This is a genomic window from Cytobacillus citreus, from assembly GCF_018343665.1.
Classification (GTDB): domain Bacteria; phylum Bacillota; class Bacilli; order Bacillales; family Cytobacillaceae; genus Cytobacillus; species Cytobacillus citreus.
Map to the genome: position 1 here is coordinate 67623 of NZ_JAGYPM010000008.1, position 12484 is coordinate 80106.

General features: G+C 38.8%; 10 protein-coding genes and 1 other annotated feature. Of the genes, 4 read left to right on the plus strand and 6 right to left on the minus strand.

Annotation, left to right across the window (positions count from 1 at the left end; genetic code table 11):
• Positions 1 to 182: 182 nt before the first annotated feature.
• The 6 genes from KHA94_RS23520 to KHA94_RS23545 form a co-directional block, all read right to left on the minus strand.
• Positions 183 to 1217, minus strand: coding sequence for a LacI family DNA-binding transcriptional regulator (locus KHA94_RS23520; protein WP_213104522.1), 1035 nt, complete (start codon positions 1215 to 1217; stop codon positions 183 to 185).
• 232 nt (positions 1218 to 1449) lie between these two features.
• Positions 1450 to 2265, minus strand: a complete 816-nt coding sequence (locus KHA94_RS23525; RefSeq protein WP_213104523.1) for a carbohydrate ABC transporter permease — start codon at positions 2263 to 2265, stop codon at positions 1450 to 1452.
• Positions 2265 to 3125, minus strand: a complete 861-nt coding sequence (locus KHA94_RS23530; RefSeq protein WP_213104524.1) for a carbohydrate ABC transporter permease — start codon at positions 3123 to 3125, stop codon at positions 2265 to 2267. The genes KHA94_RS23525 and KHA94_RS23530 overlap by 1 nt, the downstream gene beginning before the upstream one ends.
• Before the next feature lie 534 nt (positions 3126 to 3659).
• Positions 3660 to 4961: an ABC transporter substrate-binding protein gene (locus tag KHA94_RS23535; protein ID WP_213104525.1), complete on the minus strand. Its 1302-nt coding sequence runs from the start codon at positions 4959 to 4961 to the stop codon at positions 3660 to 3662.
• A gap of 291 nt (positions 4962 to 5252) precedes the next feature.
• Entirely contained in the window at positions 5253 to 6155 is a 903-nt protein-coding gene (locus KHA94_RS23540) for an ROK family protein (RefSeq protein WP_213104526.1), read from the minus strand.
• The gene (locus tag KHA94_RS23545; RefSeq protein ID WP_213104527.1) at positions 6152 to 7849 is read right to left on the minus strand and encodes a glycoside hydrolase family 13 protein; all 1698 of its coding nucleotides are present in this window, start codon (positions 7847 to 7849) and stop codon (positions 6152 to 6154) included. The genes KHA94_RS23540 and KHA94_RS23545 overlap by 4 nt, the downstream gene beginning before the upstream one ends.
• Positions 7850 to 8050: 201 nt before the next feature.
• Positions 8051 to 8338 (plus strand) — a binding site (T-box leader).
• A gap of 119 nt (positions 8339 to 8457) precedes the next feature.
• On the opposite strand from KHA94_RS23545, the gene KHA94_RS23550 reads away from it, so the two are divergent.
• The 4 genes from KHA94_RS23550 to KHA94_RS23565 are packed head-to-tail and all read left to right on the plus strand — an operon-like array spanning position 8458 to position 12455.
• Entirely contained in the window at positions 8458 to 9309 is an 852-nt protein-coding gene (locus KHA94_RS23550; RefSeq protein ID WP_213104528.1) for an SAM hydrolase/SAM-dependent halogenase family protein, read from the plus strand.
• Between the two features lie 23 nt (positions 9310 to 9332).
• On the plus strand, positions 9333 to 9890 hold the full coding sequence (locus KHA94_RS23555) for an ECF-type riboflavin transporter substrate-binding protein (protein WP_213104529.1): 558 nt from the start codon (positions 9333 to 9335) through the stop codon (positions 9888 to 9890).
• 31 nt (positions 9891 to 9921) lie between these two features.
• Positions 9922 to 11634, plus strand: a complete 1713-nt coding sequence (locus KHA94_RS23560; RefSeq protein ID WP_213104530.1) for an ABC transporter ATP-binding protein — start codon at positions 9922 to 9924, stop codon at positions 11632 to 11634.
• Positions 11625 to 12455, plus strand: a complete 831-nt coding sequence (locus KHA94_RS23565) for an energy-coupling factor transporter transmembrane component T family protein (protein WP_213104531.1) — start codon at positions 11625 to 11627, stop codon at positions 12453 to 12455. Before KHA94_RS23560 ends, KHA94_RS23565 begins: the two co-directional genes overlap by 10 nt.
• The last annotated feature ends 29 nt before the right edge of the window (positions 12456 to 12484 follow it).

The window sequence follows — 12484 nt, forward strand, 5'->3', positions numbered from 1 at the left end:
GCAGACGTTGCCACACGATGTGGCGCTTTTAGTCTGTGTTCATTTTATGGGCCTTTACGGGCAGTTGATCCCCCACTTAGGTTTCTTTGATTCTCTCGCAAACTTGAAGTGGGGGTCTTACTGCCCGTTAATCTGCGATAAAGTGTAACTGTATAAGGTCTTAGCTCATATTCATATTGGAATCATTCGCTAAAAATATTAATCCTTTTGCATGATTTTCGTTCTACAAGGGTAGTTGGTACAAAATGATGCTTTACAGCCGCATTTGAATCTTGTACCTTTTCTAATAGAAAGTTTGCCGCTTCGAAACCCAGCTCAAATATCGAAATATCGACAGAAGTTAACGAAGGCTTCACATACGCTGATAAGGAATGGTTATTGAAGCTCACAATTGAGATGTCATTTGGCACCTGAACTGAAAGCTCTTCTAGATACCGAATGATTTCATAAGCTACTAAATCATCATGCGCCACGATCGCTGTTGGTGGCTCATCAAGCTTCATTAACTTATTGATTCTGCTTTTTCCATTTGATTTAAAGTCCTCATCATGGATAAAATACGCATCTGAACAAGGAAGACCTGCATCTATTAATGCCTGCTGATAACCTTCTAAGCGGTCTTTTGAAACAACAAAATCTAGATTTCCTCCAATAAAAGCAATCTGCCGATGGCCTAAATGAAAAAGATAGTCCACTACATCATGAGCAATTTTCCGATTATCATTATCTATATACGTAATTTCATTTTCATATTTATAGGGGCGGCCTACCATTGTAAATGGAAACTGCACATCCTTTAAATAGGTCATCGTACGATCATCCACACGTGAATAAAGAAGGATGATCCCATCGACCTTTTTTCCTTGTACCATTGATACAACTTCTTCATAGATTTCTTTCTCTGTACCGCCAGTTGATAAATAAATGCCATATTGACTAGCATGGGCACTCGTACAAATTCCGCGAATAACTTCTGGAAAGAACGGATTTTGAAACGCTAAAGAAGTGGAATTTGACATGATAACACCAATTGTTTTTGTGCTTTTTGCAGCTAGATTTCGCGCTTGAAAGTTAGGGTGGTAATCTAACCGTTCCATTACTTCCCTTACTTTGCACTTCGTTTTTTCACTAATTCTTGGATTGTCCGCAATTACACGGGAGACGGTAGAGGGCGAAACATTTGCTTCTTTGGCCACATCGAAGATAGTAACAGGCAATGGGACATCCTCCCTTCAACATTTTATTTTACCGTAGATTAACGGGCTGTAAGACCCCCACTTCAAGAAGTTGAGTTAAGAATAAATTTCTAAGTGGGGGATCAACAGCCCGTAAATGCCCCACGACGGACACGATGTCCTAGTCAGGCGAAATCCACAGGACGTGGCGTTTTGAGCGTGATTAGTTCAACTAACAATCAGTGGTGGATGAAGCCCCCCACTGATTGAAGTTTCACTTTACTGCTCCTTCAGACACACCTTTTATAATTTCTCGCTGTGCAAAGAAATACAGAACGATGACTGGAATAATGGCCAATGTAAGTCCAGCTAAAGCTAGATGCCACTGTTTTGTGTATTCCCCGAAGAAAAAGAACATCTTTAATGGTATCGTTTCCATTCCTTGCTTGTTAATGACTAAAGACGGAAGCAAGTAATCATTCCAAATCCAAATCGTATTTAAAATACCTACTGTCACCGTAATCGGCTTTAGTATCGGAAAGATAACATACCAAAAAATTTGGAATCGATTCGCTCCATCAATTGTAGCAGCTTCATCCAAGGAGCGGGGAATTGAGCTTAAAGCACCATGATATAAGAAAATCGATAAGCTCGCACCAAATCCTAGATACATAAATATTAATCCAAAACGATTTAGCATCTCAATCTTGCCGAAAATCGTAATGAGTGGAAGCATCACAGATTGAAACGGGATCAGCATCGCCGCTATGAAAACAAAAAGTAAAATGGTACTAATGCGACTCTTTGTACGTGAAAGAGCGTACGCCGCCATGGATGAAAAAATAATAATAATAACCACACTAATGACAGTAATGATTAAAGAATTTGCAAATGTTCTTAGAAAGTCTAATTCCACAAATGCCTGCACGTAGTTGTCGAATGTCAGTGAACTCGGAGGTTTTAATGTATCCTCAAATATTTCTCGTTTTGTTTTTAATGAGTTTACAATCATTAAATAGAATGGGGTTAACCAAATAATCGCTAAAGTTATTCCTAATATCTCGAGTGGAATCAAATACTTTTTTCGCATTACATTTCCACCTCACGTTTTTTGTTGATATAAACTTGCACTAAAGCAATGACCGCAACAATTACGAAAAAAACAACCCCTTTTGCTTGTGCATATCCCATATCATACCGACCAAATGCTGTATTAAAAATTTCCATCGCTACCATTTGAGTCGATTCATACGGACCGCCGCCCGTTAAGCTAAGGTTTTGATCATACAGCTTGAATGAATTTGAAAGGGTTAAAAACATACTAACTGTAAAGGCTGGTGCCACTAGCGGAAACACTACATGGCGAAATCTTTGGAATGCGTTCGCTCCATCCATTTCAGCTGCTTCAATCAATTCCTTTGAAATACCTTCCAAATAAGCGATATAAATTACCATGATATATCCTGACATTTGCCAACTCATTACAATAACGAGTCCCCAGAAGCCAGTGCTAGAAGTAGATAGCCATCCTTGTAAACTCTCGATACCGAACATGGCCCCAAAACCTGCAAAGGCTTTTGTAAAGATAAACTGCCAGATAAACCCGAGGATAAGACCTCCGATTAAATTGGGCATAAAGAAAACAGTGCGCAATACTTTACTTGTTTTTAATTTGGCTGTTACAAGAAGTGCAAGTGACAAACCAATAAAATTAATCAGAATGACAGACACAACGGAAAACTTCGTCGTGAACCAAAGGGAATCGAGGAATCGTTTATCTTGGAACAATGCTAGATAATGATCGAAGCCGACGAAGCCTTTCGTTTCAATCCCATTCCAATCTGTAAAAGAGTAAAAGATACCAAGTAAAAAAGGTGCTACTACAACAAATATAAAAGCAGCCAATACAGGCATTAAAAATAACCAATAAGCTAAATCACGTATCCGCATTTGCTCACCTCCAATTAGAAAAACTTGGCGTTCGCCAAGTCTTTTTTTGGCGAATGCCTTAGTTTTTATTATGCGATCTTATTAGCGGGTATTTAATTGAAAACACACTATACTTTAGTACATTAATACACTTAAACTTTCCTATTAGCTTAGAAAAACTTGACGTTCGCCAAGTCTTTTTTTGGCGAATGCCTTAGCTTTTCTTATGCGATCTTATTAGCGGGTATTTAATTGAAAACACACTATACTTTAGTACATTAATACACTTAAACTTTCCTATTAGCTTAGAAAAACCTGGCGTTCGCCAAGTCTTTTTTTGGCGAATGCCTTAGTTTTACTTACACGATCTTATTAGCAGATATTAATTGAACACACTCTTTACTTTAGTACGTTAATAGACTTAAACCTTCCTTTTAGCTTAGAAAAGTGCATGGCGCCTGAAGTTAGACACTCATCTAACTCGGAATTTAATCTTTCTTATTTAGCAAAACAAAGTAGCACGAAGGCTACTTTGTTTCAAATCAGTCTGTTTTCCTATTTACGTGCGCCTTCCCAAGCCTTTTTCGTTGCATCGACAACTTCTTCCCAGCTTGCTTTATCACTTAAGTACTTCTGAATTTGTACGCCCAATTCGTCTTGACCCCAGCCAGTAGGATAGCCCATGAACGTCCAGCCGATTGTTTTGCCTTTCTCTGCATATTCATAAACTGCTTTTGAAAGTGGATCAGAGATCTTAGTAGAATCATAGCCTTCATATGCTGGAATAAATTTAAAATCATTTAACACGGTTTCCTTACCTTTATCTGAAGTGTATAGCCAGTCTAGGAATTTTTTCGCTTCTTTAACTACCGCTTCATCTGCATTGCTATTTACGCCCCAATACATTGGTATCCCAACTGGAATATGATCACCTTTATAACCTTCTACTGGAATTGGTAACATTCCAATGCCGTTGTTAGCAAATTCTTCATCAATTCCTGCAATTGAACCATACACCCAATTTCCTTGTTGAATCATGGCAACTTTTTGAAGGGAGAATAGCTCTTCTACTTGTTTTGAATAATCTAGACTTACAGTCGGCTGCACAGAGTAGTCATTTTGAAGATCTAAAACTTTTTTGAATGCATCACTATATTGGAATTCAACACTTTTTGAATTAAATGCTTTTAAGACATTGTTATCAAATTCAGGAGCTAAGAAAGCATTTGATAAATGCAATCCTGTCACCCATGTTTCCTTTCCTGGCAAAGCAAATACAGCTTCTAGACCTAATTCTTCTTTTTTGTTATCCAATTCTTTTACTGCTGCTTCTAAAGAAGCAAAATCTGTTATGGAAGCTGGATCGATTCCTGCCTTTTCAAATACATTTTTGTTATAAATTAATCCATAGCCTTCTTGATTGTATGGAACACCTAATACTTTTCCATCCAATGTAACCCCAGCAAGTGTGCCTTCTAATGCTGCTTCGGCTGCCGCAGTATCAGATAAATCAGCTAATTTACCCTTCCAGTCTTCTACATCTTGCGGTCCACCGATGTTATAAATAGCTGGCTCATTACCAGACGAAAATTTTGAACGAAGAGCTGCACCGTAATCCTCTCCGCCCCCAACTGTCGTAATGTTGATTTTCACGTTTTTATTTTCCTCTTCATACGCTTTTGCAACGGCCTCAAACTGATCTTTAAACTCTACTTTGAATTGGAAAATGTCTAAAGTTACTTGCTCTTCTTTCGATTTATTGTCCGATGAACCTGCATTATCTGAATTGCAACCTGCTAAAATTCCGGCTAACCCTAGTGAAACTGCCAGTAAGCCTGCTCTCCATTTTGCTTTCATAGGTTCTCCCCCACATTTTTATTATTTGTTGCGAAAACGCTTGCACAAATACTTAAAAAAATAATAGACAAGCTTGCGAAAGCGCTTGCACAAATTGAATTAAATTTATCCTATCACACCGCCCATGCGATAACAAGTCTTAATTTATAGACAATTTTGTATTTTTATTGACTTATTTAATAGATTTTGTTGACAGAGTGACTTGTTTGGAATGCCTTTCGAAAAGCATTTTTGTATTGCAAAAACACTTTTCGAAAGACTGTACACCTTGTTAATCATCCTTTATATTTTTTACGAATAATTTGAAGGGTCTGTCACGAGCATTGCTGCACCAAGCATCCCAGCTTCATTTCCAAATGCAGCACGCCTTAATTCTAAAGGCTGAAGTTTCAACGGTTCGACTTTCACAAGAAGGTTTTCCCACCAATCATCTGCTGATTCTGAAACACCTCCACCGACTACAACACAGTCCATGTCTAATACGGCTTGAAGAGTAGAAATGACAACAGCGAAATCTGAAAGAAAGCGTTCCCGAACTGTTTGGGCACTTGTAAGCCCCTCAGCCGCCAATCGAAACAGCTCCTGTGGTATTGCTAATTCACCCGTTTTTGGATTAACGACATTTTCCTCTTGAATCATTCTTCTCAATGCGGTTCCAGATACGTATTCCTCACTGCAACCCCGTCTTCCACAGCCACAAACCAGTCCATTTGGATACAGAATCATGTGACCAACTTCCCCAGCACCACCATGGGTACCATTCATCACTTGCCCATCAAAAACGAGACCTCCTCCTAGCTTTGTCCCCACTGTCAAGCAAACAACCCTTTGGAAGCCAAGTGCGGCACCAAGCCGCACTTCCGCAAGTGCTGCGCAATTGGCATCATTATTAATCTCAACACGAAGGCCAGTTGCTGCTTCTAGTTGTGCTTTGACCGGTGTCCCTTCCCAGCCCTCCAGCTCTTTTTCAAAAGTCACGACACCCGTTTTCGCATCTACCATTCCTCGCGTGCCAATTCCAATCCCTTTAAGGTCAGGAAACTTTGTTTTTGCTTTTAATATCTGTTCTTCTAAATAAGGGTATAGTGGTAACCTTGTAGGGATCGTGATATCTTCTAAAACCTCTCCAGTCTCATTCACAACACCCATCCGTATTTTTGTTCCCCCGATATCAATACCTAGTACCTTCTTCAATCTGCTATCTCCTTTCTAAAGCTGAGCACAAACGCCTCATAAGGTCTTACTTCAATAATATCACCGTCTAATTGATGAGGTTCATAGTTTGCTATCATAATTTTTCCGTTTTTATTTTGCACGCCAATTTCATTCCAATTCATTTTTACCGTCTGTTTTGAAAAATTGGTTACGATTAACCATTCTTCTTCCTCTGTATGCCGCTTATACACAAAGAGGTGGGGATGATCAGGCAATAATAATTGGAAACTGCCGTATGTGATGATGTCAAATTCTTTTCTAAGACGTATGAGCTTTTGATACGTATAAAAAATCGACGAAGGATCGGCAAGAGCTTGGTCTGCGTTAATCCTAGCAGTATTGTGATTCATCTGAATCCAAGGAGTTCCTGTTGTGAACCCGCCATCTAATGTCCATTGCATCGGAGTTCTTGCATTATCTCGGCCTTTCGCATAAATACCCGACATGATCTTATCATGTGCGATTCCCTGCTGGCATTTTTCTTTGTACATATTAAGTGTTTCGATATCACGATATTCATGAATGGAATCAAACTTCACATTCGTCATGCCTAGCTCTTCACCCTGATAGATATAAGGCGTTCCTTGGAGTAGATGGAGACAAATTGCTAACATTTTAGCGGACAGCTCACGATACACTTCATCGTCACCAAAACGTGATACGATTCGTGGCTGATCATGGTTATTCCAATAAAGACTATTCCAGCCCACATGATGGAGAGCATGCTGCCACTTCTCAAGATTACGTTTTAGTTTAACCAAATCTAACGGCTGTACATCCCATTTTTCGTAAGGCCCACTGTCAAGATTCATATGCTCAAATGTAAAAATCATATTCACTTCTTGATTGCTGGGATTCGTATAAATTTGTGCATCCTCAGTAGAAGCACCAGGCATTTCTCCCACTGTTAACACATCATAATGTTGCAAAACCTTTTCATTCATCTCATGTAGATAGGTGTGAATTTTCGGCCCATTGATAAAATAGGGACTTCCATCCCCATACAATTGTCCGCTATGAATCTCTCCATCAGGCAATCGGTCCTCTTTTGAAATAAAATTAATAACATCCATGCGAAAGCCGCCAATTCCTTTATCCAGCCAATATTTCATAACATCAAAGATTTCATTTCGAAGAGGCTCGTGTTCCCAATTCAAATCAGGCTGTTTTTTGGAGAAAAGATGCAAATAAAAGGAATCCGTTGCCTCATCCTTTTCCCATGCAGACCCAGAAAATACTGAACCCCAATTATTAGGTGGTTTCCCATTATCCCCATTTCGCCAAATATAATAGTCGCGGTACTTGGAATCCTTGGAAGAACGTGAATGAACGAACCAGTGATGTTCGTCTGATGTGTGATTGACCACAAGATCCATCACAATTCGGATCCCACGCTGCTTCGCTTCATCAATCAATTGTTCAAAATCATCCATTGTCCCAAATTTATTCATAATTGCACGATAATCGCGAATGTCATATCCGTTGTCATCATTAGGAGAATCATAGATTGGGCTCAGCCAAATGACATCCACTCCTAATTTTTTCAAATAATCCAGTTTAGAAATGATGCCTTGCAAATCTCCAATGCCGTCTCCATTAGAATCCATGAAACTCCGCGGATAAATTTGATAAACAACACTTCTTTTCCACCAAGGCTCTTTGACACGAACCATTTTTGTCACTCCTTATGCACCCTTTATTAGGAATTATTTTAATCTTTCCATGATCACAATGCAAGCGTTTGCACAATTGTAATGAACTTATTCTTTCGAACTAAGCTTAACAGAAAACCACTTTTTTACTACAAGGTTTTTACTTGACTATTCAAAATATAGTAAATATAATAAATTTTAACTTTAGCAACTTAATATTGATTTAAAGCAATGAAGAGGGAAAGTAAGATTTAGCGATTTTTCACAGAGAGCTTCGGTAGCTGAAAAGAAGCAAAATTCGAATCTGAACAATGGCCTCAGAGCTTCGTTCCGAATATATTGACCTTCCTTTTAGGTTAATATTAGTAAGTTCCGACGAGATTTGGTACTCGTTATCAATACCACAGTATATAGAGCATCAGGTCCGCTCTCGTACTTGCTGAGGCTGTACCTGCGTGAGCATACAGTAAATTAAGGTGGTACCACGTGAGATATAACCACGTCCTTATCTATTATTTATATAGATAAAGACGTGGTTTTTTTTTATTTATGACTAGGAGAATTGATAGAAGAGAACGAAGTCTAATTTTCATCCATATTAAATAAAATAATAATAGTGGAGGTATACAATGAATAATCACTTAATTTTACAATCAGATTTTGGTATTAGTGATGGAGCTGTAAGTGCAATGTATGGTGTGGCCATTTCCGTTCATCCAACGCTTAAGATTTATGATTTAACCCACGATATTCCTCAATACAATATTTGGGAAGCATCTTATCGGCTATATCAAACGATTTCCTATTGGCCTGAAGGTTCTGTTTTTGTATCAGTCGTAGATCCAGGTGTGGGCTCTGAACGAAGAAGCATTGTTGTTAAAACGGTAAAAAATCAATACATTGTCACCCCTGACAATGGGACACTTACTCATATTAAAGAAAGCATCGGCATTGTGGAAGCAAGAATGATTGATGAAACTGTCAATCGTTTGCCAAATTCAGGAGAATCATACACATTCCACGGCCGTGACGTCTATGCGTTTACAGGTGCCAGACTTGCTTCAAATATCATCACTTTTGAACAAGTAGGTCCAGAGGTTCCAGTAGATTCTATCATTGAGCTGCCAAAAACAAATGCAAGCATTGAACAGGGCTCACTTCAAGGAAATATTGACATTCTCGATGTGAGATTTGGAAATCTATGGACAAATATTGATCGTACTCTCTTTAAAAAATTAGATGTGGATTACGGAGATTCATTTGAAGTAACGATTGAGAACGATACACGACAAGTATACAAAAATATTATGACCTATGGCCGTTCTTTTGCCGATAGCCATCTTGGAGAGCCATTACTATTTGTAAATTCTCTCGACAAAATCGGCGTAGCTATTAATCAAGGTTCATTTGCAAAAGCGTATCATATTGAAACCGGTGCCCAATGGAAAATTTCTATCCGTAAAGCACCAAAAATTATATAAAGTTCATTTTGGAGGCTGATATTATGCAAAGAAAACACTTATCAATCAAAACCATCGTTGCGATCGGCATTGGAGCTGCCGTATTCGTTATTTTAGGCAGATTCGCATCCATTCCTACTGGAATTCCGAACACACAAATTGAAACATCCTATGGCTTTTTAGCACTTATGTCCATTATTTTTGGACCGATTGCGGGTGCATTAATTGGCTTAATCGGTCACGCCCTGAAGGATCTTATTTTCTACGGTTCCATTTGGTGGAGCTGGGTTGTCGTATCGGGACTTGTCGGCTTATTAATTGGGCTCGCATGGAGAAAAATTGATATTGAATCAGGCATTTTTAATACGAAGAAAATCATTACATTTAATGTTGTTCAAGTTATCGTTCAAGCATTTGGGTGGTTTGTCGTTGCTCCATTTTTGGATGTGCAAATTTACGCAGAGCCTGCTAATAAGGTATATTTGCAAGGTTTAATTGCTGGAGCGGCCAATATCGTAACAGTCGGAGTAATAGGTACGCTTTTATTATTAGCCTACGCAAAAACTCGCACTCAAAGTGGCAGTCTGGATAAAGATATCTAAATCAAGTGCACTTATTTCTAGGAGATCATAAATGAAAAAAACTGTTATTCAATTTGAGAACTTTTCTTTTAAATATCGAAGTCAAGCGAAGCCAACCTTAAATGATATAAACTTAACCATTTATGAAGGCGAAAAGGTTTTGATTGTGGGTCCTTCAGGTTCTGGAAAAAGTACACTTGGCCATTGTCTCAATGGCCTTGTTCCATTTTCCTATAAAGGCGAGATTTCAGGAAGCCTTGAAATAATGGGTGAAGAAACGAGAAATTTAGATATCTTCGCTCTTTCTAAAAACATCGGTACTGTTCTGCAGGACCCTGATGGACAGTTTATCGGCTTAACCGTTGCAGAGGACATTGCTTTTGCATTAGAAAATGATTGTATACCGCAAAAACAAATGGTAGATACCGTTACAGAGGTTTCTAGAATGGTCGATATGGAGAATTTTTTAGATTCATCTCTTCACCGTCTATCTGGAGGGCAAAAGCAGAGAGTCTCCCTTGCTGGGGTAATGGTTGATAAAGTCGATATTCTATTATTTGACGAACCGCTTGCAAATCTTGATCCTGCAACAGGCAGGCACGCGATCGAGTTAATTGATCGGATTCAAAAAGAAACAGAAACCACCGTTGTCATTATTGAGCACCGCTTAGAGGATGTTCTCCATTGTCATGTTGATCGAATTATTGTCATCGATGAAGGCAGAATCGTCAGTGATCAAACACCTGACGAGCTGTTAGCTTCAAATGTTTTAGAAAATTGTTATATTCGTGAGCCTCTTTATTTGAAAGCCGCAAAGTATGCTGGCTGTGAAGTGACAGCTGAGATGAAGCCCTCTCACATGTCTTCCTTTGCCATCAATGGGTGCAAAGAAAAGCTGGTTAGCTGGTTTGAAAAGACAGCTCCACCAGAGAAAAAAGCTGAAACTCCCCCCATTTTAGAACTGTGTGATGTTTCTTTTGGCTATCATCCAGATCACCTGACAATTCAGGGTATATCCTTTTCTATCAATAAAGGTGAGATGGTCAGTATTGTTGGAAAAAATGGGGCGGGAAAATCGACTCTTTCAAAGTTAATTTGTGGTTTTGAGAAGCTTTCTTCTGGTCGAATCCTTTATAGTGGACAAGACATTACAAAAGATACGATAAAAGAACGCTCACTAAGAATTGGAATGGTCCTTCAAAACCCTAATCAAATGATTTCTAAGCATATGATATATGATGAAGTAGCATTAGGCCTTATCATTCGTGGAGTTCCAGAGCATGAAGTGAAGGAGCGAGTGGAAAGAACCTTAAAAATTTGCGGGCTCTATCCATTCCGAAATTGGCCAATATCTGCCTTAAGCTTTGGACAGAAGAAACGAGTAACCATAGCCTCAATCTTAGCATTAGAAGCAGAGGTTATTATTCTTGATGAGCCTACGGCAGGACAGGATTTCCGGCATTACACAGAAATGATGGAGTTTCTGTGTGAATTAAATCGCCAGGGCATTACCGTTATAATGATTACCCATGATATGCATTTAATGCTTGAATACACGCCTCGAACGATCGTTATTGCAGGTGGTAAAAAAATAGACGATGACTCGGCAGTGAATGTGTTAACCGATTCTGAAATAATTAATCAAGCAAACTTAAAAGAAACCTCCTTATTTGAGTTGGCCTTACGTGCCGAAATAAGTGAACCAAGAGAGTTTGTTGAACGCTTTATCGCGTTTGATAGGGAGGTAAGACAGAAATGGCTGTAGAAATGCTATCGTATATTGATAGGCAATCACCTGTTCATCGACTAACAGGTGGAACTAAGCTGCTTTGTCTCCTATTTTGGTCATCTGCTGCTATGATGACATATGATACTCGGATTCTTATTTTCCTTGTTCTTGCTAGTGTATGGATTTTTGCAATTTCAAAAATAAAGCTAAAAGAAATCGCATTCGTGCTTATCTTTATTATGCTGTTTTTATTGATTAATAGCATTGCCATTTACATTTTCTCCCCTCAAGAAGGGGTAGAAATCTATGGCACGAGCCATGTTCTATTTGAATTAGGAGGAAGGTATAACGTCACGCTTGAAGAACTTTTTTACCTATTTAATGTAAATATGAAATACTTCGCAGTTATACCAGCTGCTATTCTTTTTATCGTAACGACAAATCCAAGTGAATTTGCGGCATCACTGAATCGCATTGGCATTAGCTACCGCATTTCCTATTCTGTCGCTCTTGCCTTACGCTATATTCCCGATATACAGCGTGATTTCCGCAATATCGCTCTAGCTCAGCAAGCACGAGGAATCGATCTATCACGTAAAGAGAAGTTGGCAAAGCGAATCAAGAATGCCGGATCCATCATTGTTCCATTAATTTTATCAAGTCTCGACAAAATTGAAATTATCAGCAATGCCATGGAGCTCCGCGCCTTTGGAAAAAACAATAAACGAACATGGTACCGCGCTCGCCCTTTTCAAAAAATAGACTACGTCACGCTCACCCTGTTCGTTATCATGCTGCTGATTACAATATTTATAACCTTTCACGATGGAAATCGGTTTTACAATCCGTTTGTTTAGGGACAGGCTTCTTGTCCCTAACATTTCTT

Excerpts from the sequence above, each read along its gene's own strand:
- KHA94_RS23525 (WP_213104523.1), bottom strand. The coding sequence starts at position 2,265 with ATGCGAAAAAAGTATTTGATTCCACTCGAGATATTAGGAATAACTTTA.
- KHA94_RS23530 (WP_213104524.1), bottom strand. The coding sequence starts at position 3,125 with ATGCGGATACGTGATTTAGCTTATTGGTTATTTTTAATGCCTGTATTG.
- KHA94_RS23535 (WP_213104525.1), bottom strand. The coding sequence starts at position 4,961 with ATGAAAGCAAAATGGAGAGCAGGCTTACTGGCAGTTTCACTAGGGTTA.
- KHA94_RS23545 (WP_213104527.1), bottom strand. The coding sequence starts at position 7,849 with ATGGTTCGTGTCAAAGAGCCTTGGTGGAAAAGAAGTGTTGTTTATCAA.
- KHA94_RS23550 (WP_213104528.1), top strand. The coding sequence starts at position 8,458 with ATGAATAATCACTTAATTTTACAATCAGATTTTGGTATTAGTGATGGA.
- KHA94_RS23555 (WP_213104529.1), top strand. The coding sequence starts at position 9,333 with ATGCAAAGAAAACACTTATCAATCAAAACCATCGTTGCGATCGGCATT.
- KHA94_RS23560 (WP_213104530.1), top strand. The coding sequence starts at position 9,922 with ATGAAAAAAACTGTTATTCAATTTGAGAACTTTTCTTTTAAATATCGA.
- KHA94_RS23565 (WP_213104531.1), top strand. The coding sequence starts at position 11,625 with ATGGCTGTAGAAATGCTATCGTATATTGATAGGCAATCACCTGTTCAT.